The following is a 25,700-nucleotide window of genomic DNA, read 5'->3' on the forward strand; positions in this document are numbered from 1 at the left end:
TGATATCACCTAACAGGTAATTCGGATAGGTGCAATGTCCCACCACTATATCAAAAAGTGTTCCCGCTATAACACGAGAACACTCTTTGATTATTCTTTAGGATCCTTACGTGATCGATCCACTTTTTTCCGTTTCTCCATCATATCCAGTTCTTCACCAAATTCAGTGTTGTAATTCACATTCCGAATTCGATCGAACTGCTTATGAGGCTCCACCTTTTCATCCACGTCGTCAATAATCTCTTCATTCGATCTTACTAAAAGTCCAATCGTTGCCAATCCGCTTAGTCCTACAATGGCATAGACAATTTTCGCAAGAATTGTGTTTTGTCCTCCAAATACGCTGGCAACCAAATCAAAGTTGAAAAATCCGATCATTCCCCAGTTAAGAGCACCAATAATGACTAACGTCAGTGCAATCCGCATAAACACGCTCATGTTGCGCACCTCCTCCAACAATCTATAATTGAATCCTGTACATGTCTGTATAGATTCCTTATTATAGTTCACCGAAAGAGAATTTTCATACATTTTCACATGAATATTGTTCTATTTCCGTTGCGAAGACCTTACAGTAGTAGAACTATAAAAATGAAAGCAGGGATAAAGTGCGGATCAATGGAGTGTTTTCAGGCGGTGGGTTAAAAGGTTTTGCGCTAGTTGGAGCAGTTTCGGAGTTGGAGAAACAAGGTTATCGCTTTGAAAACGTAGCTGGCACAAGTGCAGGAGCCATTGTCGCAAGCTTTTTGGCAGCCGGCTATACAGCGGATGAAATTGAAGTCATGTTAGCTGAAGAAGATTTTCAGGCTTTGCTAGATCCGAGAAAGACTCTATTGCCATTTCCCTTTATGAAATGGGTATCGCTTTATTGGAGAATGGGTTTGTATCAAGGAAACGCGTTGGAGGATTGGTTCTTTAACAAGCTCTCACGTAAAGGTTGTTATGCGTTTGGTGATCTTCCGAGAGGCTCGTTAAAACTGGTGGCATCTGACTTAACAAATGGCAAGATGATGGTGCTACCTGATGATTTAGAGAAATACGGCTATAATGCTGAACGATTTTCCATTGCGAAAGCATTGCGTATGAGTTGTGGTATCCCCTACTTTTTTGAACCAGTGCGTCTCGATGCACCTAAAGGGACTATTGTTGTAGACGGTGGTGTATTGAGTAATTTCCCGATGTGGCTTTTTGATGAAGATCCCTCGTCATATAAACATCCCGTAATCGGGCTCAAACTAAGTCGCAATCAAGACGAAGTTCCCGGACGCACCATTCGAAATGCCTTGCAATTATTCGAAGCATTATTCTCTACCATGAAAAATGCGCATGATGAAAGATATATCTCAAAGCAACATGTACAAAACATCATCTTTATTCCTGTAGAAGATTATAGTGCGACACAGTTTGATCTGAATGAAGAACAAATGGATGATTTGCTGTCTATCGGACGTAGTCGCACCAAAGAGTTCTTGCTAACTTGGTCACCGGCAAAACCCCAGCTAGTTAGTCACCAAAATGTCATGTAATTGAAATATTTGATTCTATGACAGTTTAAAACATCATTCTAGGGGGTAAATTGACTTATAAGGAGGGTTGCAATCATGACCGATCAAAATGAAAGTTCTATTTTTATCCGAGAGCTCGAACTACTCAGTGACGAGTACCATACTGCGCCCGCCGATATCAAAACTTTTATCCTACAAGATATTCAGTTACTTGAGTCCGCAATTTCACTTTTACAAAGTGATGTCCAGTAGTGACTTATCATATAGAGTAGATCTATGCCCTAGCCTCATAGAAATAACTGTTGCAGTTTATTATTGCGCTCTGCGCGTTCTTCCCCTGTTGCCAGATCATATTTTTTCAACAAATGAAATACCTCATTCAATGTCTCTTGATTTAATGGTTTGCTTAAAAATAATTCACAGTTCCCCACTAGTTCCTTTGGCATATACTGTTGCTGTTCTTCTAACTTTTCCAATACATCCCGTTGCGTATGATCAATTGTACATTTACTCATTTGCATTCACTCCTTATTCACACTGTATCATAATTTTCAAAGAACTTAAAACAAAGACTTGTTGCTAATTTCATAAGAGCTACAAGTCTTTTTGTTATTTCCTACAATTTGCCTGAGATGAAAAGATCATGCGGCTATTAAAATGAGCGATGGCTACCTATAAAATAATTAGCTGGATTAATACTCTTTTCACTGTCACTTCCGTTACAACTGTAACTAGATTAAGCATCTTTAATATCACTGTTACACTCCCTACTATCAGAGAAGTTGTGTTGCTCATACTGACTCAAATTGGCGGAATCGGATTAACGGTATTTGTCGTTCTCATTACTTCTCTCGCTAATCCATACAAAACCATCATTATTCGTATGATCAAGTGCAAACAGGTTCATTAGCAGTAATTAATTAGATCGAAAACCTATCAGATTTTACTCTGTAGGTTTTTTTATTGTTGACTCAACTGTTATTACTGTATATACTGTTTATATACAGTAATAAAAAGAAACAGGGTGATGTATTGAATATTGTCATCTCCAATTCGGTGAATCAGCCAATATATCTGCAAATTAAAAATCAGTTGAAAGAGCAGATTTTATTAGGCGCACTGAAAGAGAAAGAAGCACTGCCTTCCATACGTAAACTAGCGAAGGATTTGCAGATTAGTGTAATCACAACGAAAAAGGCTTATGAAGAACTAGAACGGGATGGAATGATCGAGACGTTTCCAGGAAAAGGGTCATTCGTTGCCGCGCAGAATCATGAGCTTTTGAAAGAAGAACAGTTAAAGAAAATTGAGGAACAGCTGATGAATGTTATTCAAGATGGGCGATCTTTTGACGTAGGACTTGAGGAAATGATTCATATGCTGACATTGCTATATGAGGAGTGAAAAGAATGGAAAATATAGTGGAAGTACGAGATCTGACAAAACAGTTTAAGGGCTTTACACTGAGTAATCTCAATTTCGATATTAAAAAAGGTTTCATTACCGGCTTCATCGGTACAAATGGTGCTGGAAAAACGACGACGATTCGCTGTTTAATGGATTTAATTCGGGCTGATCGAGGAGAAATACGTGTGTTTGGTGAGTCTCATAAAAATCACACCGTAGAAATCAAAGAGCGCATCGGCTTCGTTTATGATGCAGATTTCTACTATGAAGACCTGACTATCGAGAAAAATAAGCGCATTCTTGCCCCCTTCTATTCAAAGTGGGATGATGAACTATTCTATTCCTATCTAAGAAAGTTTCAATTGAATACAGCACAACGCGTAAAGCACTTATCAAAAGGTATGCGAATGAAGTTTTCACTTGCAATGGCTCTTTCCCACCATCCAGATCTTATCATTATGGATGAACCTACAGCCGGTCTGGATCCAATCGTCCGACGCGAACTACTCGAAATGATGCAAGACCTTATACAGGACGAGGAAAAGGCTATCTTTTTTTCGACACATATCACAACTGATTTGGAAAAAATAGCAGATTTCATTGTTTTTATTCATCATGGACAGATTATCTATCAAGGTGAGAAAGACGAATTCACCGAACGTTATGTAGTAGTAAAAGGCAACGCAGACCAGCTTACTTTGCTCGATGGATTACCGGCAATTGGACTACGCACTACCGACGTTGGTTTTGAATGCTTGGCAGATACTGCTGAGATCCCTATTGATCGCTTGGCATCATTGCTTATTGAAAAACCGACACTCGAAGATATTATGTATTACACCGGAAGGAGAGGATGCCAATGAATGCTTTAATCCGAAAAGATGTATATACACAAAAGACGAGTACTTACCTTATTTCCGCACTGTGGTTTATCATCTTTACAAACTTCTTCACAGACGGTCAACCTGTACGTCATGTTTTACTCCTAATCTTCGTCGCTTATTTCATAGCCATTTCAACGAGTAGCAAGGCGTTTGAAAAAGAATCGGTCTTATTAAACAGCCTTCCGGTTACAAGAAAACAATTCGTAGTGGCGAAGTATGCATCTGGTTTCATCTGGTTCGGTCTGTCAACAGTGGCTGTGCTGTTTTATATCTTCTTGTTCGATACATTTGCTCCATTTCCTACCCGGATGATGACAGTACCTGAATTACTCATAGCACTTGGATTCTTTTACCTCATCCTCTCTCTCTTTTATCCGTTGCAATACAAAGCAGGCTATGTACTAGCTTCTTCTTTGACAATTGCCTTGCCGTTACTGAGCATGATGTCATTTAGAATCATATTAAATATTATGGAAAATCCCAGAATGGTAGCAGAACAAAAGTTTTTTCTGCAAACCGCAGAACTCATTACTACCAATCAATGGACAATCGCATTCTCCATTGTACTAGTTAGCGCCTTACTGACGTGGTTATCCATTTTATTATCAATACGAATCATAAGCAAAACAGATTTTGACCATAGTTAATTTTTTAAAGTTTATAACTTTTGCAAATAAAATTCGTTACTTATTATAGGAAAAATCTTTTTAGTTTATGGAAAGAGAGGATGTATGAATATAAAACCCATAGTCGAATTACAAAACCTAACGAAAGTCATCGGCAATAAAAAGATTATTGATGATCTTAGTTTATCCTTATACCCCGGGCAGATTACTGGATTCCTCGGACCCAACGGAGCGGGTAAAACTACGACCATTCGCATGATGGTCGGTTTGATGAAGCGAACAAGCGGTGAGATTCTTATTGACGGAAGACCACTTTCAGAAAACTTTGAGGAGGGTCTGTCAAAAATTGGTGTCATTGTTGAAAACCCTGAGATGTATAAGTTTATGTCGGGCTATAAAAACCTGTCACATTTCGCACGTATGCAGAGAAATATTAGTAAAGAACGAATCAATGAAGTCGTTAGTCAAGTAGGATTGGAACAGCGTATTCATGAAAAGGTCTCTACTTACTCCCTAGGTATGCGACAACGTCTTGGCCTAGCACAAGCTTTATTGCATCGTCCCAAATTCCTAATCTTAGATGAACCGACAAACGGACTGGATCCTGCAGGCATCCGGGAATTCCGCCAGCATTTGCGCGTCATAGCTGAAACAGATGGAGTCTCGGTCTTCGTTTCGAGTCACATGCTCTCGGAAATTGAATTAATGTGCGACCGAATTGCTGTCATTCAAAATGGCCGGCTCGTTGATATACGGGATATGTCAGAAGCTGCGCAATCACATTACTATTTCGAACTGTCACCTGCCGAAAGAGCGCATGATCTGTTGGTTTCCAATGGGTTCACGCCGGAATTATTGCCGGTTGGATTGGTACTGCAGGTCGAAAAAGATCAGGTCCCATCCATTGTCCAGCTACTGACAGCCAATGAAATTGAAGTGTTCGCTGCACAACCGCACCGTAAAACATTAGAGGATCAGTTCCTGGAAATGACGGGAGGCGGACAGATTGCTGAATCTTATACAAAATGAATGGATGAAACTATGGTCTAAAAAAGGTACATGGATTATGACAATTTTGCTAATCGCCGCTGTCATCGGTCTTATGGGGTTAACCAAATGGGTAAACGTCCAGAACACTACACAGCCTACCGATTGGAAGTCTAATGCACAAGAGCAAATTAGCTATCTACATGAAACTACTCAACTGGATTTACCAGAGACGGAACGCAAACAAAACGAAGAAACTATTAAGATCTTGGAATATCGTTTAGCAAATGATATCCCACCGCTCGCGGAAGATGGTCGGGAATCTCTGATCATTAATCCTGTAGGGGTTGGTAGCCTCGTCGTACTTCTCACGGTCATTGTAGCAGCAGGCATCGTAGCTTCCGAATTCACTCAGGGCACAATTAAAATGTTGCTGACACGACCAGTGAGTCGTTGGAAAATCATGACGTCAAAATACATCACGGTTCTGTTGTTTGGTGTCCTACTACTGTTAATTGGATTTGCGGTAACTATTATGAGTGCGTACATCCTGTTCCCTTCAGGAGTAGGTCAGGAACTGAAATGGGACGGTAATGCGATTGTGCCCGTTTCCGTGTGGGGACATGGTTTGTATATGCTGATTCTGTCTTTCGCTAACGTTATCATCACTGCCACTTTCGCATTCATGATTGGTAGTGTCTCTCGCTCAAATGGCATGGCAATCGGCCTCTCATTATTTGCTTTCTTTACAGGCAACACCATCGTCCTGTTGCTATCTCAGTATGAAATTGTGAAGTATATCGTATTCACGCATATGAATCTGACGATGTATGAAACAAATTCCGTATTCGTGGATGGTATCACTATGCCATTCTCACTTGTAATATTAGCGGTATATTTAGTTGTTTTCTTAGTAGTCAGCTATATCGTGTTTACGAAGCGGGATATTACTGCGTAGGAACTTTCCTCAGATCAGAGGGTCTGCTTATTTTGAGCAGACCCTTTTTCGTTCATGGTATGTATAATTTAAAGTTTTTTAGAAATGAGTTATAGGCATAAGAATCCCTAAGCACGTTAGACAATTTTATCAGAAGTCACAAATCAATCATTTTCTTTGCCTATCACACTTCACCACACAATGATTCGTGTAATTGTAGAAGTACTACGCTAATTTATTAGTACATTTGAAGTAACTATACAAGTTTGTAAGTATATAAACTTTAACAACATAAGGTTTCTCTGAATAAAAGTAATTAATATATAGTAGAAGGACAACCAATAAAATATCAACAAAGCTTATTAAGACAATCATTTCGGTATTTATATCTATCCCTTTATCAAATATTGAAGTATAGAAACATCTATATTCTTTGAATGCTATGAAAATTTTGCTATTGATATTTTTCTATTGTAGATATTATAATAATCAAATAGCGACAACGTCGTTAAATTTGCGCAAAGTTAGAGGGGACAATACAATGCAAAAGAAAACGGTTACAACGATGACTGAAGACATCTTTCCACAGGTAGTTAAATGGAGACGCCATTTACACCAACATCCAGAACTATCATTCGAAGAATACGAAACATCTACGTTTATTGAAGAACAGCTACATACTTTTGAAGGGCTAGAAGTAACGCGACCAACTAAGACAAGTGTGGTGGGACGACTGAAAGGGTTGGCTGGAGACGGTAAAACCATTGCCATGCGTGCGGATATTGATGCGTTACCAATACATGAAGAGACTGGAATTGATTTTGAATCTAAAACAGAAGGAAAAATGCATGCTTGCGGCCATGATGGTCATACTTCTGTTTTGTTGGGCACAGCGAAGATTCTTTCGGAAATGAGGAAATCACTGACAGGTGAATTTATATTTATATTTCAGCACGCAGAGGAACTTCCTCCAGGTGGCGCTCAGGAAATGGTTGAGGCGGGTGTTCTAGAAGGCGTGGATTGTATATTAGGCATGCATTTATGGTCACATGTACCGGTTGGAGAAATTCAAATAACAAAAGGCCCAATGTCTGCTGCTTCCGATATTTTTGATATTACGGTGAAAGGTAAATCAGGTCATGCTTCACAGCCTGATGGTGCAATTGATGCACTGGCTATTGGCTCCCAAATTGTGTCAAACCTTCAGCAAATTGTATCAAGAGTATTAAGCCCTTTAGATAGCGCTGTAGTATCTTGCACACGTTTCCATAGCGGAGATGCTTACAATGTAATTCCAGATCAAGCTATTATAGGAGGTTCAGTCCGTACTCTATCCAATGAAGTAAGAGAACAGATAAAAGTGAACCTTGAAAGAATTAGCAACAGTATCGCGGAAGCACATGGCGCATCTGCTGAATTATCTTATGAATACGGCTACGATCCCGTTTATAACAATATAGATTTAACGACTGAGGTCCATAAACATTTAACTAATTTCTTTACAGATGAAACCATAGAGGAAGTACCACCGGTGATGGGTGGCGAAGATTTCTCTGCATTTAGTAACATTATACCGGGCTGTTATATAGGAATCGGTGCTTTAAAAGAAAGAGATGGCATTTTCTATCCTCATCATCATCCACGCTTTGAAATTAATGAAAAGGCATTAAAAATAGGCATCTCTTACTTTGTTTCAACTGCCACATTTTTAAGTAGCCAAAAATAAGAGGTGACGATATGTCGAAAAAATCCACATCGATAAAAACAAAAAGCTCATTTTTTGACCGTATCCTAAATCGGATCGAAATTGCAGGTAATAAACTACCAGATCCTATTGTGCTATTCGCCATGATTGCCTTAGCTATCATAATTATCTCAGCATTAGCCTCTTTCTTCAGTGTATCTGCAATCAGTCCAGTAGATGGAGAAGAAATTGTAGCTAAGAACCTACTCTCCAAGGAAGGCATACTGGAGCAACTTACGGGTATGGTCAAGAATTTCAGTGATTTCCCGCCACTTGGTGCAGTGCTAGTCATTATGCTGGGCGTAGGACTTGCAGATGAAAGTGGATACTTTAAGACGGTGATGAGAAGAGCTGTACTTTCCACTCCTAAAAAGATTATCATCCCTATGATTATTCTAATTGCCATTATTGGTAACGTTGCTGGTGACGCAACACAAGTTGTATTACCTCCTCTCGCAGCAACTATTTTAATGTCATTCGGCTATCACCCATTTGTCGGGCTAATTGCAGCTTATGCCTCAACACTTGGTGCATTTTCTGCGAACATCTTGATAGGTATGACAGACACACTTGCAGCAGGGTTTACAGAAATCGGTGCCCAAACTGTTGATCCTAACTTCGTTGGTAACCCTGCAATGAACTATTATTTCACCGCTGTATCGACAGTATTTTTACTCGCTGTCGGAACATGGGTTACTTATAAATTCACTATTCCACGTTACGGTGTTTTTGAAGGAGAAATAATCGAAAATGAAGCTATAACACCTCTCGAAAAGAAAGGGCTACGTTGGGCCAATATCTCGGTAGCAGTTATTGTTGCTATTTTATTGGTTGGTGTCATTCCAGTTAATGGTTGGTTACGGAATGCTGAAACAGGGTCTATTATTCAAGACTCTCCATTAATGGCTTCAGTTGTTCCATTAGTTATGATCTTATTTTTAGTGCCAGGTATTTTCTATGGAATCGGTGCTCGTACTATTAGAAGTTCTAAAGACTTTGCACAGCAAATTGGACGTGCAATTAGTTCAATGGGACCTTATATCGTTCTCGTTTTCGTTTCCGCTCAAATGCTTGCTTACTTTAATGCAAGTAACTTGGGAGCAATCCTATCTATTAAAGGCGCCAATCTCTTGGATTCCGCAGGGTTCAAAGGTATTCCTTTATTTGTTTCCTTTATTCTATTTGTAGCAGTAATTAACTTATTAATCGGTAGTGCTTCAGCAAAATGGGCTATTCTGGCGCCTATCTTCGTGCCGATGTTCATGTATTTGGATTACCACCCAGCGTTTACTCAAATGATGTATCGAATTGGTGACTCTATTACGAACCCGATTACACCCATGTTCCCGTATTTAGTGCTCATCTTAGCATTTGCTCAGAAATTTGATAAAAAAGCTGGGCTGGGTACATTAATTGCAGGACTGTTCCCATACTCCGTATTCTACGGTATCTTCTGGATCATCTTGTTGACTGTATGGTACTTGCTTGGTATACCGGTAGGGCCAGATGCACCTATTTTCTTAAGTAAATAAACATCAAAGAGTCTCTTAATTTTAAATTAAGAGACCCTTTTTTAAATATGAGCAACTCGTATCGATTTATTCCCGCTTTTTAAAAGTTGACGGTATATCTATTCACTTTGCTATACTGTTATAAATATATACTTTAGATAGGTGATATAAAATGTTTAAAGTGGCTATTATTGGTCCGCTTGTTTCTGTCAAACGCATAGAGAATGAAACTGATGATTTTACTTCGCGACTATCGTTTACTCCGTACATTTATGAATCGGCAATCGAAACTATTGATATCGTCAAAACACAGTACGATACATATGATTACTTCTTATTCTCCGGTCCTATCCCTTATGAGTTGGCTCTGCGTACAGGATTAGACCCTTGCAAGTTCTTCTCAATAGTGTTATTGGAGACAGGATTTTACAAAGCACTGCTCAATTTGACAAATCAAGTCCGAAAACCCATTGAGCGCTTAAGTATCGATATTGTCAACACTTCCAATGTAGTCGATGTGTCATTGAGCCAATTGAATGTCCCTGTAAAAAATGTCTTTGTAAAGACCTTTGATGCAGCCATAGACTACTGGTCTTTATACGAGCACCATGTACAGCTGTGGGAAGAGAACAAGGTAGAAGCAGTGTTGACATGTTATCCTGACATTATGGTTGCATTACAAGAAAAAGGCATACCAACAGATTGGATCAGCACAACCAAGCTTGCTACGCGGCATGCACTGGAAACCATAGATAACCATGCGGAAATTTCTTTTTTAAAACGATCGCAAATTGGGGTATGTATAATTCATATTGACAATTTACTTTACGAAGATCCATCCAAACTCTCTTATGATATCCAATTTACAACACTGAAAATGAATGAAGAACTGTTGTTGCTGAGTCGTGAAATGAATGGTTCCTTTGTTAATTTTCGTGAGGGACAGTATATGATATTTAGTTCACGTGGAGAAATTATTGATACATTCTCTGTATTGCTAGATACCATTGAAAGATTGGAGCATACATGGAGCAGGGAAATTAATAGCGGTATAGGATTTGGCGATTCTGCTATTAAAGCTGAGATGCATGCACGGAAGGCTCTACAACTTACACAAAGGGATCCTGATACAATCATCCTAATTGATCACGAAGGCAAAGTACTCGATTTGCCTAGCGAGTATCATGAAAAAAACTCGGTGTATCATGAAAAGAATTTGCTCAATCGCTTGAACGAAGAGCATATCAACATTTCACTATTTGATAAAGTACGTGAAGTAATTCGAAGGAAGAAGTGGTCGACATTCACTGCAAAAGAATTGGCCTTCGAACTGAAAATGAGTGACCGCAATGCTCAGCGAACACTTCTATTATTGACCACTGCAGGTATAATGCAACAACAAGGTGAGGAAAAAGCTATTTCTAAAGGAAGACCGAGTAAGTTATACAAGCTAGATGATACATTTTTATAATAAAACGGTCTATTCAACAAAAAACTTGTTGAATAGACCGTTTTTTCAGGTTCCACAATATGTTTGAAAAGTAGTTCCGTCTTCTGGCGGACTCACGTATTCTTCTTGTTCAGCTGTATATGCATAAGGATTTTCAAGAACTTCGAGTAGCTTCATAAACGGATGCAGATCTCCAGTTTCAGCTGCCTGTAACACTTCTTCTACTCGGTGGTTTCTCGGAATAATTGATGGATTATGTTGCTTCATCAATGCTTCGACTGATTGCGCATCTTCCTTTTGACGTTGTAGTCTATCAACCCAACGCTCTTTCCATTCTAGAAAGTCGAGCTCATCGAACCACTCTTCTTGCTGCCCCAGCGTCAATGAACGGAAAGTGTTTGTATAGTCAGCCTGATGACTTTTCATAACAGTCAACAAGTCGTTTACTAATGTTTCATCGGCTTCCTCTTCATTGAACAAGCCTAATTTGGACCTCATACCTGCCAACCATTCCAAGCCGTAAATCGTGGCAAAATCGGAAAGTTTGCCTTCCGCTAACTTTACTGCTTCCGCTTGTTCTTCGTGAAGCAACGGCAAAAGTGTCTCGGCAAAACGAGTCAGATTCCATTCCGCTATACCGGGTTGATTGCGGTAAGAATAGCGTCCTTGCACGTCAATGGAGCTAAATACGGTTTGCGGGTCATAACGATCCATAAACGCACAAGGTCCATAGTCAATGGTCTCTCCGCTAATTGCCATATTATCTGTATTCATCACGCCATGAATGAAACCGGTAAGCTGCCAGCTCGCGATTAAAGATGCCTGACGCTTGATGACTTGTTCGAGTAGGAATACATAAGGTTGTGATTCTGATTCCACTCCAGGGAAATGACGTGTAATTGTGTAGTCTGCAAGAGCACGTAAATCCTCAACTACTTGTCTAGCCGCTGCGTATTGGAATGTTCCGACACGTAAATGACTCGAAGCCACTCTCGTCAATACCGCTCCGGTCAAGGCCGTTTCACGTAAAACAGGTTCTCCCGTTACTGTGACGGCTAAACTGCGTGTAGTAGGGATATTCAGTCCATGCATCGCTTCGCTAATTAAATACTCACGTAACATAGGCCCGAGAGCTGCACGTCCGTCCCCACCACGCGAATAAGGTGTCCTTCCTGATCCCTTCAGTTGAACATCCACACGGTACCCTTCTGGCGTTAGATGCTCACCCAATAACATGGCACGTCCATCACCTAGCATTGTAAAGTTACCAAATTGGTGACCAGCGTAAGCTTGGGCAATAGGTTCTATACCTTCCAGTTTTTTATTCCCAGCAAAAACAGCAATCGCTTCTTCCGAGTGCAAATGTTTTTCATCGAGACCGAGCGATACTGCCAGTTCATCATTAGTCACAACTAATTGCGGTGAGCTGACGGTATTTGGTTCCACTACGGTGTAAAATACTTCCGGTAGTTCACAGTAACTACAGTCAACTTTCCAGCCGATGTTTTGATTACGTTTCATATGTTGTTCTTCCTTTCCATATGATGCCCTAGTATGAATTCTTCTTATTTGTTGTGCTCTATTTCACTAAATTCGCTTTCTTAATCCAGATGCCTGTATTGTAACACTTCGGTTATAGGCCGGCCAAAGCATTCGAATTACTGAAGTCGCTTCCATCATCAATCAACCAATCTATATTGAGCTTATGACCCAACAACCAGTATGAACATAAAAAAGCTATCCGAGACATCACTTGGTGTCCAGGATAGCTTTTTCATGATACTTTCGCGAGTGAAAATCCTCTACCGAGAATTTCAGATGCATTCAGGAAGACGACAAATGCCTGAGGTTCTTCCTCTCTTAAGATCTTTTTCAAGTAAATGGCTTCTGCTTGCTCTACCACACACAAGATCATAGTCTTCTCTTGATTGGAAAATCCTCCCACCGATCGAACCTTAGTCAATCCACGGTCAATCTCCTCTTTGATAATCGTCTGGATACGTTCTTCATTATCTGTAATAATCAACACTAGTTTAGATTGGGATGTTTGTAACTGCACAAAGTCAATCACTTTACTCGTCACAAAAATCGCCATCATAGCAAATAATGCCAATTCGAGATTAAATACGATAGCAGACGCAATGACAACCAGTCCATCTACGAGTAATTGCGCATACCCACTGGACAAACCCGTATATTTCTTAACAATCTGTGCAACGGTCGCAAGTCCTCCAGTTGACCCATTTCCCCGATAAACTACACCAAGCCCTACTCCTAACATAATACCCCCATAGATAGCTGACAATAAAGGGTTGTCAATTGTCGACGGGATGCCAGTTGTCAGCCAAATGGTTAGCGGTACAAAAAATGTGCCTACTAATGTTTTCAGACTAAAATCCTTGCCGAGAAGAAGAAAACCTATAAAAAATATCGGAATATTAATAAGCCACTGCACAAAAGCAGGTTCAAATCCATACATCTCATACAGGATGGTACTAATTCCAGACACGCCCCCAGCGGCGAGTCTTGCCGGTAAGAAAAATATATTAAAAGCTAATCCGACTAAAATAGATCCGATTATAATCCAAACATATTCTATCAGTAACTTTTTCTTTGGTGAACGGGTTTTCATTCATAAAACCTCCTGTCTTGATGAGCTAAAAGCACTTTTGCTATTTTACATCAAATAGTGATAGATGAATAGCCTATCATTCGTTCATAGGCATAAATGGTCTCCTCTGTGCATCTACTAGTTCTGATAGTAAATCCACACGGAAGGAAGCGATGTATTGAAATTAACACCGTTTATCGATCAATTGCCTATTCCTCAGTACCTTAATCCACTGGAGAGGCATAAGTGCTTTTCGTACTATGAAATTGGAATGAAGGAGTTCTTTCACGAATTCCATTCCGAGTTGGCACCTACAAAGATCTGGGGGTATGAGGGGCAATTCCCCGGCCCGCTCGTCAATGTGAACAGTGGTGAATGTGCGCATATTAAGTGGAAGAATGAACTTCCCGACGAACATTTCCTACCCATTGACAGAACGTTGCACGGTTCTAGTGAACATATGCCAGATGTTCGCACAGTGGTGCATTTACATGGAGCGGAAGTCGAACCTGAAAGTGATGGTCATCCGGAAGCATGGTTTACGAATAACTATCACACAGTAGGCGCAGTATTTGATTCTCCTGTTTATAAATATAATAATAATCAGCGTGCCGCTACACTTTGGTATCATGACCACGCGGTCGGCATTACACGCTTGAACGTCTATGCAGGGCTGGTTGGAATGTATATCATCCGAGATGAAGAAGAACGCAAACTGAACCTCCCCTCTGGAGCATATGAGATTCCACTCATTATTGCTGACCGAGGATTTAACGAAGATGGTTCACTTTTCTATTCAGACACAACTACTGTAAGACCAGGACCTGTACAGCCCGGATTGACATTCCCTCATCCTTCCGTCACACCTGGTGAAGCATTTGAAAACATCACAGTCAACGGTAAGGTCTGGCCATACTTAGAAGTAGAGCCGAGAAAATACCGATTCCGCATATTGAACGCTTCAAATGAACGCTTTTACAAAATGAACTTATCGAACGGTCAGAAAATCATACAAATCGGTTCAGATGGTGGTTTATTGGAAACGCCTGTATATATGGATGAGTTAACAATTGCACCGGCTGAACGAATGGACGTAATTATTGACTTCTCCAAACTAGCACCCGACGAGACGATCGTATTGGAGAATACCGCAGCTACACCGTTTGATTTTCCACCGCCAGCAGGCACTCTTCCTGATCCCGAAACTGATGGCCAGATTATGCAGTTTAGGGTGATTGAATCAACGGGACCAGATACAAGCAACGTTCCCGCAGTACTCAGCAACATACCTAAACTACGGGAATGTGACGCTGCTCAAACACGCGACATTACACTCGATGCAGACATTGATGAATATGGCCGTTTAAAGTTCCTGTTTAATAATAAAGGTTTCATGGAACGAATCGACTTCAAGCCTAAACTGAATGATACAGAGATCTGGCGTATCATCAACACGGCTGGTGCAACGCATCCTATACACATCCACTTGATCCAATTCCAGATTCTCGACCGTATCCCGTTTGACGCCCAAGGTTTCACAGCAAATGGGCTACTCAGTTTCACGGGGCCCCCTGTACAACCTGACGTCAATGAACGTGGTTGGAAAGACGTCGTGCAGTCTCCACCTGGGTTTGTGACACGGGTCATTATGCGTTTTGCTCCATTCACCGGTCGATATATGTTACACTGTCATATTTTAGAACACGAAGATCACGATATGATGCGTACTTTCGAAGTAGTAGAGCGAAAATGTGAATGCAAAAATGTTTGCACATGCAAGAAGCATAACCCAGAACGTACATGCGAATGCAAGAAGAAGTGCACGTGTCGTGGCAAGTGCACATGTAAAAAGTCCTGTACTTGCAAGAAAAAGAAATCAAAAGAAGAACGTCGTCATAAAAAGTGTCCGAAGTGCCCGCCTTGCTCTGAGACGTATCGATGCGAATGTGAATGATGAAAAAGGACCCTGCGAGATATTTATCTCTCGCAGGGTTTTTAGGCTTCTATCAAATAATCATAGAGCGTACTTTCTACTGGGTGTTCCATTACCATATTCATATGGACAACTGGCAAACTTTTCAGCTTCTCATCTAAGATTAAATCTTCTGATACACTTTGTTGGTCAGGAAACCCTTTTCCCAAATAATAGAATCCCTTATCAATATCATCTTTTTGTACAAATATATGAATATCTATAGCCTTCTCCTTTGCTTGAATGATAGATTGAACTTCTTTGGAATGTAGTGTTCTATTATTTTTCGAATACCATGTGAATAGTTCAGGGCTTATAAATTTATCACCATAATTTACGCTAGCTTTGATTTGTTTCATTTTATGATACGTAACAAAAATAGGGCAGGTCCCATGCTTAGCCCGATAACCATACATAGTCGAGCTTTCATCAGCATGCCAGTTCAATAACTTACAAACATCTTTTCGTGAATATTTGGCATGCAGCGTTAATTTATTTGCACAATCGTATACTTTAGACTTTTCTTTCGCACTGCGCAACACATCGGTCATAAGGAAGACAGCATAGGAGTCATTTTCTACACTTCGCTGAATCTCTTCATTGAATGTGAAGATTTGATTGTGATCCATCGTAATAATAGCTCGACCTCCATATTTCTTTTGTGTATTTTGTGTAAAGAACGACAAATCATATATACGCTTAACAGAGTCAATTGTATCCTGATCAACACGGCACCCCATTATATCCAGTTCTTTCAGGAACTCATCCAGTTGGACGCTTCCGTTCACAAGCAACAGCTCCGCTAGAACAACTTCATGAATTCGCTTGCCACTAATTAATTCAACGGATAACATTGTCAACACTTGGCTTTCATAAGGAGTGATCAATGGGATGCTTTCTTTAATACGCATAAGAAAATCAAAATAACTTGTATGCTCTTCCATGATAATGGCAGGATCAATGGAGTGATGTTCTATAAAGTCAAACAGATAGGGCACCTTGCCTACTTTGTTTTTCAAGTCCTGATATGCTTCCCTCAAAATCTTTATAGAGTTCAACTTACTACTGTTAATAGAATCGAAAATTCGCTTCTGTGCAACCTCTTCAAAATTGATTGTCGAGACACCTTTAATATAACTAGTATCTTTCATACTCCGTCGAACATTGTCTTTATTCATCGAACGATCGCCAGACAACGCTATAGGAATCAAATAGTTGTTCGCATAGTTTCCGATGAAATCAATGACTGTAACAAAAGGTTTGTCTTGATCTTTGCGCAGTCCCCGTCCTAATTGTTGAATGAAAATAATACTGGACTGTGTTTGTCTAAGCATGACCACTTGATTGATACTGGGAATATCGATACCTTCATTGAAAATATCCACAGTCAGTATATAATCGAGTTTACCATTTTCCAGCTGAACGATTCTGCGCATGCGTTCATCATACGAATCATCACCCGTTAATGCTACGGTTCTATAGCCGCGCAAATTTAGTTCTCTTGATAATTCACGAGCCTCTTCTTTTCGGCTACAAAACATCAAGCCCCTCACTTGATCACCGGCATGACTATAATAGGATATTTTTTCAATGACATGCTCTACACGTTCATTCGTTACCAATTTAGAAAGAACCGTGTGGTCACCAATTAGCTCACCGTCTATTTCAAAATCCGTCACGCCGAAGTAATGAAACGGACACAGCATATCTTCTTCGAGTGCTTCCTGAAGACGAATCTCATACGCAATATTATAATCGAAGAGTTCGTATATGTTGAAATCGTCTGTTCGTTCAGGTGTTGCAGTCATCCCCATCAGAAACTGAGGTGTGAAATAATTCATCACACGTAAATAGCTCGCTGCACCCGCCTTATGTACTTCATCTATTAAAATATAATCAAAGTCTTGCGGATGAAAGTTCCTCAGATTTTCAGGCTTAGACAATGTTTGAATACTTGCAAACATATATTTCCTATCTGACTGCCGGTTGGCTCCGACATATAACCCAAAATCTTCGTCGATTCCCCCAAGTACTCGCTTGAAGTCTTCCATAGCTTTCTTCAAGATTTGCTCCCTATGCACAATGAATAGCATACGTTTCGGTGCAAATTTACGAACATCAAATGCGGATAGGTATGTCTTTCCTGTACCTGTTGCTGAAATAACCAACCCTTTAGCCTGACCATTTGCCCGCACAGCTTCAATACTTGCAAGAGCCGCTTGTTGCATTTTATTCGGTGTAATTTCTAGCGCTTGCTCAATTGCATTCGTTTGATAGGCAGATGGATGCTCGAATACTTGAACCGTACGTGTCTGATCTGCATGTTCTTGATAAATCGTTTCATAGTATTCGATCCACTCTTCAGTCAATACATTGGCATCCGACCATACATCTTCAAACTGATCTTTAAAATGATAGACAATTTCCCCATCACGATGAGACGTCAGTTTCACATTCCACTCGTAATTCACTTGTAGCGCATGGGCCGTTAAGTTGGAACTGCCTACAATTAATGAATATTGATCGCCTTGTTGAAAAATATAACCCTTTGAATGAAAACCTTCCTTTTCAGTAAGACGTACATCTACGTTCGGTATGTTCAGAAGCTCACGAAATACTTTTGGCTGATTGAAGTATAGGTAAGTAGACGTAATGATTCGGCCGTTTACGCCTCGTTTATGTAAATCATAGAATAAGGATTTAAGTGTAGCTAGTCCACTTTCCGTAATAAATGCTACCGAAAATAAGAATTGTTCACAGTGTCGAAGTTCGTCTTGAAGCGAGGATAGTACTGTCGTATTCTTAGTTGAACTATTTACTAATAGCTCGGGTTTATAACTACCACTCTGATGATGTTCTTTATTTACAAACCCTTTATGTAACGACGCCTCCAGTTGTCGTATAAAATCTCCCATCGCACTGACACCTCTCTCTTTATGCTATTGATTTTCCACTTCTTTAATCGCCGGTATATCCGCAGGTGCCCATTCCAGCGTATGTAACTGATCTTTTGCAATCCAACGTAATTCCGCATGTTCTGTCGCAATAGGCTTTCCTTCCACAATTTTCGCCATGAAAGTTTCCAATCGAACAATGACCTTTTCGTACTCATATGTAGTGTCATCTACTGCTTCTCCTACAGTAATGGTGCAACCCAATTCTTCTAGAATTTCACGTCGTAGGGCTTGCTGAAGTGTTTCCCCCGCTTCTATTTTGCCTCCTGGGAATTCCCAATAGTTCGGCAGTGTCATCGTAGGACTACGAAGTGCAGCTAATACTTCACCTTTCTCGTTTTCAATCACTGCTCCCACTACATGTACATTTTTTTTCATTTGTTACGACCTCCATCTTATTGCCATCCATTTGGGATCCATTATACCATCAACCCCTATAAAATGAAGAAGGCTTCCCATGTTTCACTCTGCATTAAATCAGGAATACTTAACTATGGATCACACTATAATGAAACAAAGTGGAGGTGGAGAAATGAAACAAGAGAACACTTCTATACTTTTACGCATTGCTATTGTTATAACCTACGCAATCATGATCACAGCTAACGCATTGGCCAATATCCTTCCTCTAAATGGACAAACGACAGGAGAGATATCAGATAAATACGGAAACCTATTTGCGCCGGCCGGATTTACGTTTTCTATTTGGAGTCTAATCTACTTCCTGTTACTACTTCATGTTATCTATCAACTTGGTCTTTTCCAAAAGAAGAAAAACCCAAAACTTCTTAGTCAAGTAGGTATTTGGCTCTGTATCTCCTCTGTACTAAACGCATCGTGGATTGTCTTATGGCATTACGAATATCTATTACTTTCTGTTATCGTCATGTTATTCATGTTGCTAACATTAATAAGAATCAATATTCTCATATTTAATGCATCGCTGACTAGAAGAGAAGCGTTCTTCATAAAGCTTCCGTTCAGCATCTATTTCGGATGGATTACCATTGCTACGATTGCAAATATTACCGCTTTTCTCGTTTCTATTGATTGGGACGGATTGGGTTTATCTGACGTCAAATGGACGATGATCATTTTATTCTTCGGAGCTGCTATCGGGATTCTAACTACGATACGACGTTTAGATATAGCTTATGCACTTGTATTGATTTGGGCATATTACGGTATCTATTCCAAACACATTTCGGAAATGGGATTTAATGGGGAATATCCCTCTGTTATCTTATCTATCCTTATCTGTTTGGCTCTCATAACTTTGGCCGTTGTGCTTGTTGCAGTAAAAAAACTTCGCAGATAAAAAAGCGCAAAGGAGTAGGCAACGGCCTCTTCCTTTGCGTCAAATACTTATGCCATTAGGTTGTGTTATCATACAGTACCCAATACTTACATATTACTACAAAAACTTATCGTGATGAATTTAACAGCCTATCCAATCGAGGTTAATTAAATCGTTGCGCCACTGATCAATGGCACGTTAAACAGTACAGCATAGGTAATGTTTAGCCAAGCTGCCTAAACAGAACTCCATAAAACTAACAATTGATAACATGCCTGTTGCCATGATAGGAACAAAGTATCCAGGAAGTTGGTTTTCCACAAACCGTACAAGACAGACAAATCGCCCACCCCATGTAAATGGAATGGACGTATGCTTAAAATCTATAGACTTTTGCGGTACGGCATATACGCAGGTATCGGTGTATTGATCACAGACAGTGGAATTTCAATTTTTTCACCCATTTGTAATTCATACGGAGAAGGTTTACGATTTGCCGCCAGCAATTCATTACGGGAGAGTCCGTATTGGCGCGCAATACTTTCTATTGTGTCCTCGCTATCCGCTTCATGGGTTTTTCTGATTTTCTCAAGTCTGCACGCCGCCTGCTTAAACGTTGGTTGTTTAGAAAGTGGATCCACATAGTCAACTGTCATTTCGTTGGCTGATTCCTTTTTATCCAAATTACCGAAATGAAATGGCACAAAGAGTAAACCTTCTTGGACAGCATCGCCTATCCTCGCAGGTACTTCGATTTCCCCACGGGGTGAAGTGACACGCACAACTTCGCCTTCGATAATATTAAGGTGCTCCGCATCTTTTCTATTTACTTCAACATAGCCATGCTGGGCTGCCATATGCAACATGGGTGAACGACCCGTTTTAGTCCGGGTATGCCAGTGCCAGACAAGCCTTCCTGTCGTAAGCCACATCGGATACTCATCAGTAGGTTGCTCGTATGCGGGAAGATGTACCGTCGGATGGAGAATCGCCTTTCCTTCTGCACCTATATCTTCAAATTCTTCTCTCGTAAAGGCACGTCCTGTAAATTGGTCTTTTCCATATGTCTGTGCATCGTCCACTTTCGTGTGGAACTTAAAGTCCGAATACAATCTGGTTGTTCCTTCTGAATCTTCAGTAGGTGCTGGCCAACGCATACCATTCAGCTTCTGCAATTTCTCATACGTCATTCCTGTCATATCACACGGACGTCCTTTGGATACCTTCTTGAATTCCTCAAAGCATTCTTCTGTCGTAGAGTACTGAATGAGCGGATCACCGTTACGATCTTTGAACTCCATTCTTTTTGCGAAGTCCAAAAGAATATCAAAATCGGATTTAACATTGTTTGGCGGCTCTACCGCTTTACGCAACAGATTGATTGTCCGGTCTGCATTTTCCATTGTGCCTTCTTTTTCTCCCCACATCGCCACCGGTAACATCACGTCTGCTACAGATGAAGTTTCAGTGAGAAACGGATCTTGAACGACGACAAATGTCTTACTCAAAGCCTTTTGCACGCGTTTTCTATTTGGAAGTGATACTAATGGATTTGTACCGATATTCCAAAATAGACCAATTTTATCTTCTTCGATCAAGCCAATAATATCTTCGATTCCTTTTTCGGGACCTGTCGGTAAATCCTCTTCATTTAGGTTCCACAACTCGGCCATTTGCTGAATATGCAATGGATTCATTGGATTCCTGTGTGCGGGATATGTACCTACTCCCCCTGCGGTACGATTCGCTGAGGAACTGGGCTGTCCAGCCATGTGAAGTGGTCCACTACCGGGTTTACCAATCAGACCTCGAATCAAATGCATGTTATTTATTGCTACACAGGCAGTCGTCGCTTCGGCACTTTGAAAGACCCCTTGTAAAGTAGTTGTGACTAGGGAAGATGTCTCGCCTATCACGTCTATTGCAGTGAGGATATCGGATTCTGAGATACCTGTTGCCTCAGCTGTCTTTTCTACAGTCCATTCTTCAACGGATGATTTCATCTTCTCGTACCCGACGGTATACTTCTCTACAAATTCTTTATCAATCTGGTCATTTTTGATTAACTGACGTATGATGCCATTGAAAAGCGGTACATTAGACGCAGGCTTCAATTGTAAGTGTAGATCTGCCTCTTTCGCCGTTAATGTCTCGCGTGGATCGATCACAATCAGATAAGGCTTACCTGTACGCTTCTTCCGATCCATCACTCGTTCAAAAAACACTGTTCCTGTCTCGGCAGGATTATGACCAAATAAAATTAATGTGTCGGTCTCATCTACATCATCAAATGATGCAGGTGCTCCATCTGCACCAAACGATTGCAGTAGACAAAACTCTGTGGTGGCTGTGCATAGTCTAGTATTTGCATCAAGTAAATGCGTTCGGAGACCTGCCCGTCCAATTTTTGCTGTTGTATAGTAATCTTCTAAAAATCCTTGTCCTGTAGAATAAATGCTGATACTATTGTTACCTTTTTCTTCAATAGATTCTTTCGCTTTTCGTGCGATCAGACTCATCGCCTCATCCCAGGAAGCAGCTTGCAATTCTCCTTTGTCATCGCGAATCATTGGGGTCAGTAGTCGGTCGGGCGCATTATTGGCATGCCATTGATTTTCACCTTTGGGGCCTAGTCTACCACGGTTGATTGGATGATCTCCATTCCCCTTGATTCCTACGATTTGGTCATCTTTTACGCCAATATAGCAACCACATCCAATTGAACAGATATTACAAGTGCTGTATACCCATTCTTCAACTTCTCCTTGACTGTAAATATTCTGGTCAATTCGTTCTTTTTCCCAAGCCAATCATAATCCCTCCTGTCAATTATGCGGGTAAGTAAAAAGTAGGTATGACATACTTGACTGCATCTTCACCATAAATCTCTTGGATTTTTTCGGCGGCAGTGCTAAGTAATTCTTTTATCTGTTCCATCTTCGGTTCTACTTCTGACGCAATTGCCTTTGAGGGCAATTCCATCCACCCTACTGCTCTAATCCATGATGCAGAAAATGAAGTGGCTACCTCATTCGCATGGTAGACGACTGAACATTCCTGCTTAAATGAATCGAAGGATGGCTCCCCATCTTGCTGTTTGAACACCTTAAGAATCACTGAAAGCATCTCTTGCTGCACGTCCAACTCCTTTTGCAATAAAGTGAGCAATGGGTGATCATAAGGTTCCGCTTCTTTTAGTACTTGTTTGGTTAAGTCTGAGGCATGAAAAAAAAGCTGTTGCAAATCAGTCGGCAAAGTCACTCACTCCTTTTTTCACAATTACTATTCTATTTACCTTTCCTACTACACACTAAACTTGCTCTGACAATTTCGAATGATATTTAACCGCAATGTAGTATGTTAACTAATGTAGTAGTACTCTATATTCGTCTCAGACATCACGCATATATCTTGTAGTTCCACGATTCGTTACGGTCCACCTTCTATAATTAACAATAGACTGACCTCTAAACTTAATTGGATATTGACTCTTTTTAAAGTACCAGATTCCCTTTATTCTAAATTTACTACTTTTATACGTGAGGAAGGTTTAGGCCATGCAAAAAACACAGAGCTTACCAACACAACGTACGAAGACGTTTGATCTAATACTGACGTCCATGCTTGCATCACTTGTGTTCGTCGCAACTCTTTTACTCAATATTAAACTCCCCCTTGGAAACGGTGGATTAATTCATCTTGGCACTGCCATGTTGTTCATTGTCTCTATATTATTCGGACCGAAGAAAGGTATGATCGCCGGAGCCGTTGGAATGGGGTTGTTCGATCTCGTCAGTGGATGGGCTTTATGGGCACCCATCACGATCTTGACACGTGGTTTGCAAGGCTATATCGTAGGGAAAATTGCTTGGTCAAACGGGCGTAAAGGAACAAGCTTTACATTCAATCTACTCGCAATGCTCGCATCCATACCATTCACAATCGCTGGCTATTATATAGGTGAAAGCATTCTCTACAACAGTTTAATCATCCCACTCGCATCCATTCCAGGTGATCTAGTCCAATGTGCAGTAGGTATCGCCATTGCTATACCGGTTTGTGCGATGTTGAAGAAAGTTCCTATGTTTAAATAAATGTCAAGTTCACAATAGAAGGTAATTTGAACTCCTTCAATACACCGCTTATACAAAAGAGTACAAAAAATGCTCTACTACGATATATTTCGTAGTAGAGCATTTTACATTCTTTCTATTAGTTATGAACTGTTTCTTTCTCTAGCTCATTTTCAGTTAACTTCAATATTTTAGAAGTAGAAGCATGCATGTCCTTCAATAATTCAGGGTGCTCTGCTAATGCTTTTCCATATGAAGGAATCATTTCTTTCAACTTCGGCTCCCAATCACTTACTTGTCCTGGGAAGCACTTGTTAATAAGATCCAACATAACTGCTACTGCAGTTGATGCCCCAGGAGAAGCTCCTAGCAATGCGGCAATGGAACCGTCCTGATCCGTTACAAGCTCTGTACCAAATTGAAGCGTACCTTTGCTGTCTGGAGTATCTTTGATGACTTGTACGCGTTGACCTGCAGTCCACAGATCCCAATCTTCACTTTTCGCGTCAGGAATAAACTCGCGCAGTTCATTGATACGTTGTTCTTTTGTTTGTACTACTTGTTCTACCAAGTACTTAGTCAACGACAGATTTTTTGCACCACATGCAAGCATCGTCGTAAGGTTATTTGGTTTTACAGAACCAATCAGGTCCATCATAGATCCTTCTTTTAAGAACTTCGGTGTGAAGCCCGCGAATGGTCCGAATAGCAAGGACTTCTCGCCATCAATATAACGAGTATCCAAGTGCGGAACCGACATCGGTGGTGCACCGACTTTTGCTTTTCCGTATACTTTCGCGTGATGTTTTGCAATTACTTCTGGATTTTTACAAACCATGAAGACACCACTGATCGGGAATCCACCGATATGCTTACTTTCAGGTATACCTGTTTTCTGTAACAGTGGAAGACTTCCGCCTCCGCCGCCAATGAAAACAAATTTAGTTTTATGGAATTCAAGCTTACCATCTTTATTATTTTTTATTCTTAATTCCCACTCGCCATCACTTGTACGTTTAATATCTTCCACTTGATGACCGTAGTTTACATCAACGCCCACTTTTTGCATATGCTCAATTAACATACGAGTCAATGCGCCAAAGTTTACGTCTGTACCTGTGTCGATTTTTGTTGCAGCAATTGCTTCATCAACAGTACGGTCTTTCATGATCAACGGAATCCATTCTTTTAGTTTTTCCGGATCTTCGGAAAACTCCATTCCTTGGAATAGTGGATTTGCTGTCATCGCTTCAAAGCGTTTCTTCAGATACTCCACATTGTCTTCACCTTGTACAAGACTCATGTGAGGCAATGGCATAATAAATTGTTCAGGATTTTCAATCAATTTTTTCTCTACTAGATGGGCCCAAAACTGCATAGATAATTGAAACTGTTCATTAACTTTAACCGCTTTTGCGATATCTACCGTCCCATCCGGTCTTTCGGAAGTATAGTTCAGTTCACACAATGCTGCGTGTCCTGTCCCCGCATTATTCATCTCATGCGAGCTCTCTTCCCCTGCCTTATCTAGTTTCTCGAATAACGAGATATTCCAGTCAGGCGCTAATTCTTTAAGCATTGTTCCTAGCGTTGCACTCATAATTCCGGCACCAATTAATATAACATCTGATTTAGTTTGTCTATTACTCATTTTGACCTTCCTTATATGTGAAATTTACAGAAACGTAAATGTTCCTAAATAAGGCGTCACAGCATACATGGCGCGTACTAGGAGCACTTTA

Annotated in this window: 22 protein-coding genes; 13 read left to right on the forward strand and 9 right to left on the reverse strand. The window is 40.4% G+C overall.

All coding sequences use genetic code 11. The features are described from left to right. Positions 1-90: 90 nt before the first annotated feature. Entirely contained in the window at positions 91-438 is a 348-nt protein-coding gene (locus SporoP17a_RS09315) for a DUF378 domain-containing protein (protein WP_083034402.1), read from the reverse strand. Positions 439-608: 170 nt separating this feature from the next. Between SporoP17a_RS09315 and SporoP17a_RS09320 the strand changes: the two genes are divergently transcribed. Both SporoP17a_RS09320 and SporoP17a_RS16765 read left to right on the forward strand, forming a co-directional pair. Further along, positions 609-1,526 (forward strand): patatin-like phospholipase family protein, encoded by a 918-nt coding sequence (locus SporoP17a_RS09320; protein ID WP_083034403.1) that lies wholly within the window; start codon positions 609-611, stop codon positions 1,524-1,526. 75 nt (positions 1,527-1,601) lie between these two features. Next, a complete protein-coding gene (locus tag SporoP17a_RS16765) occupies positions 1,602-1,757 on the forward strand; it encodes a hypothetical protein (RefSeq protein WP_156890555.1) in 156 nt (51 codons plus the stop codon). A gap of 35 nt (positions 1,758-1,792) precedes the next feature. On the opposite strand, the gene SporoP17a_RS09325 is transcribed toward SporoP17a_RS16765, so the two are convergent. Then, entirely contained in the window at positions 1,793-2,020 is a 228-nt protein-coding gene (locus SporoP17a_RS09325) for a group-specific protein (protein ID WP_083034404.1), read from the reverse strand. A gap of 517 nt (positions 2,021-2,537) precedes the next feature. Between SporoP17a_RS09325 and SporoP17a_RS09330 the strand changes: the two genes are divergently transcribed. The 8 genes from SporoP17a_RS09330 to SporoP17a_RS09365 all read left to right on the forward strand — a co-directional run bounded on the left by SporoP17a_RS09330 (position 2,538) and on the right by SporoP17a_RS09365 (position 11,072). Further along, the gene (locus SporoP17a_RS09330; protein WP_083036001.1) at positions 2,538-2,909 is read left to right on the forward strand and encodes a GntR family transcriptional regulator; all 372 of its coding nucleotides are present in this window, start codon (positions 2,538-2,540) and stop codon (positions 2,907-2,909) included. 5 nt (positions 2,910-2,914) lie between these two features. Then, positions 2,915-3,775, forward strand: a complete 861-nt coding sequence (locus tag SporoP17a_RS09335; RefSeq protein WP_083034405.1) for an ABC transporter ATP-binding protein — start codon at positions 2,915-2,917, stop codon at positions 3,773-3,775. Next, entirely contained in the window at positions 3,772-4,443 is a 672-nt protein-coding gene (locus SporoP17a_RS09340) for an ABC-2 transporter permease (protein ID WP_167693408.1), read from the forward strand. Before SporoP17a_RS09335 ends, SporoP17a_RS09340 begins: the two co-directional genes overlap by 4 nt. 84 nt (positions 4,444-4,527) lie before the next feature. Then, positions 4,528-5,451, forward strand: coding sequence for an ABC transporter ATP-binding protein (locus SporoP17a_RS09345; RefSeq protein WP_083034407.1), 924 nt, complete (start codon positions 4,528-4,530; stop codon positions 5,449-5,451). Continuing rightward, positions 5,429-6,367: an ABC transporter permease gene (locus tag SporoP17a_RS09350; RefSeq protein ID WP_083034408.1), complete on the forward strand. Its 939-nt coding sequence runs from the start codon at positions 5,429-5,431 to the stop codon at positions 6,365-6,367. Before SporoP17a_RS09345 ends, SporoP17a_RS09350 begins: the two co-directional genes overlap by 23 nt. A gap of 520 nt (positions 6,368-6,887) precedes the next feature. Next, complete coding sequence (locus tag SporoP17a_RS09355; protein ID WP_083034409.1) at positions 6,888-8,072, forward strand: M20 metallopeptidase family protein; 1,185 nt, start codon at positions 6,888-6,890, stop codon at positions 8,070-8,072. Between the two features lie 11 nt (positions 8,073-8,083). Then, positions 8,084-9,622, forward strand: coding sequence for an AbgT family transporter (locus tag SporoP17a_RS09360; protein WP_083034410.1), 1,539 nt, complete (start codon positions 8,084-8,086; stop codon positions 9,620-9,622). A 151-nt stretch (positions 9,623-9,773) separates the two neighbouring features. Further along, positions 9,774-11,072, forward strand: a complete 1,299-nt coding sequence (locus tag SporoP17a_RS09365) for a hypothetical protein (RefSeq protein WP_083034411.1) — start codon at positions 9,774-9,776, stop codon at positions 11,070-11,072. 45 nt (positions 11,073-11,117) lie between these two features. Here the strand turns inward: SporoP17a_RS09365 and SporoP17a_RS09370 are convergent, their stop codons facing one another. Then, entirely contained in the window at positions 11,118-12,572 is a 1,455-nt protein-coding gene (locus SporoP17a_RS09370; RefSeq protein ID WP_083034412.1) for a protein adenylyltransferase SelO, read from the reverse strand. 253 nt (positions 12,573-12,825) lie between these two features. Next, positions 12,826-13,683 carry a YitT family protein gene (locus tag SporoP17a_RS09375; protein WP_083034413.1) on the reverse strand — a complete coding sequence of 286 codons (858 nt, stop codon included), beginning with the start codon at positions 13,681-13,683 and terminating at the stop codon, positions 12,826-12,828. 157 nt (positions 13,684-13,840) lie between these two features. Here SporoP17a_RS09375 and SporoP17a_RS09380 point away from each other — a divergent pair, with 157 nt between their 5' ends. Beyond that, positions 13,841-15,616, forward strand: coding sequence for a multicopper oxidase family protein (locus SporoP17a_RS09380; RefSeq protein WP_083034414.1), 1,776 nt, complete (start codon positions 13,841-13,843; stop codon positions 15,614-15,616). A 41-nt stretch (positions 15,617-15,657) separates the two neighbouring features. Here SporoP17a_RS09380 and SporoP17a_RS09385 read toward each other — a convergent pair whose 3' ends face one another. Both SporoP17a_RS09385 and SporoP17a_RS09390 read right to left on the reverse strand, forming a co-directional pair. Then, positions 15,658-18,549 (reverse strand): DEAD/DEAH box helicase, encoded by a 2,892-nt coding sequence (locus SporoP17a_RS09385; protein ID WP_083034415.1) that lies wholly within the window; start codon positions 18,547-18,549, stop codon positions 15,658-15,660. A gap of 24 nt (positions 18,550-18,573) precedes the next feature. Beyond that, positions 18,574-18,966 (reverse strand): (deoxy)nucleoside triphosphate pyrophosphohydrolase, encoded by a 393-nt coding sequence (locus SporoP17a_RS09390; RefSeq protein WP_083034416.1) that lies wholly within the window; start codon positions 18,964-18,966, stop codon positions 18,574-18,576. A gap of 154 nt (positions 18,967-19,120) precedes the next feature. Here SporoP17a_RS09390 and SporoP17a_RS09395 point away from each other — a divergent pair, with 154 nt between their 5' ends. After that, entirely contained in the window at positions 19,121-19,906 is a 786-nt protein-coding gene (locus SporoP17a_RS09395) for a TspO/MBR family protein (protein ID WP_083036003.1), read from the forward strand. Between the two features lie 362 nt (positions 19,907-20,268). On the opposite strand, the gene SporoP17a_RS09400 is transcribed toward SporoP17a_RS09395, so the two are convergent. Further along, positions 20,269-22,695 carry a molybdopterin-dependent oxidoreductase gene (locus SporoP17a_RS09400; protein WP_083034417.1) on the reverse strand — a complete coding sequence of 809 codons (2,427 nt, stop codon included), beginning with the start codon at positions 22,693-22,695 and terminating at the stop codon, positions 20,269-20,271. A 19-nt stretch (positions 22,696-22,714) separates the two neighbouring features. Beyond that, entirely contained in the window at positions 22,715-23,140 is a 426-nt protein-coding gene (locus SporoP17a_RS09405; RefSeq protein ID WP_083034418.1) for a hypothetical protein, read from the reverse strand. A 302-nt stretch (positions 23,141-23,442) separates the two neighbouring features. On the opposite strand from SporoP17a_RS09405, the gene SporoP17a_RS09410 reads away from it, so the two are divergent. Next, positions 23,443-23,979 carry an ECF transporter S component gene (locus tag SporoP17a_RS09410; protein ID WP_083034419.1) on the forward strand — a complete coding sequence of 179 codons (537 nt, stop codon included), beginning with the start codon at positions 23,443-23,445 and terminating at the stop codon, positions 23,977-23,979. Between the two features lie 118 nt (positions 23,980-24,097). On the opposite strand, the gene SporoP17a_RS09415 is transcribed toward SporoP17a_RS09410, so the two are convergent. Continuing rightward, positions 24,098-25,609: a malate:quinone oxidoreductase gene (locus tag SporoP17a_RS09415; protein ID WP_083034420.1), complete on the reverse strand. Its 1,512-nt coding sequence runs from the start codon at positions 25,607-25,609 to the stop codon at positions 24,098-24,100. Positions 25,610-25,700 lie beyond the last annotated feature (91 nt).

Origin of the sequence: Sporosarcina ureae (genome assembly GCF_002082015.1) — a bacterium.
Classification (GTDB): domain Bacteria; phylum Bacillota; class Bacilli; order Bacillales_A; family Planococcaceae; genus Sporosarcina; species Sporosarcina ureae_A.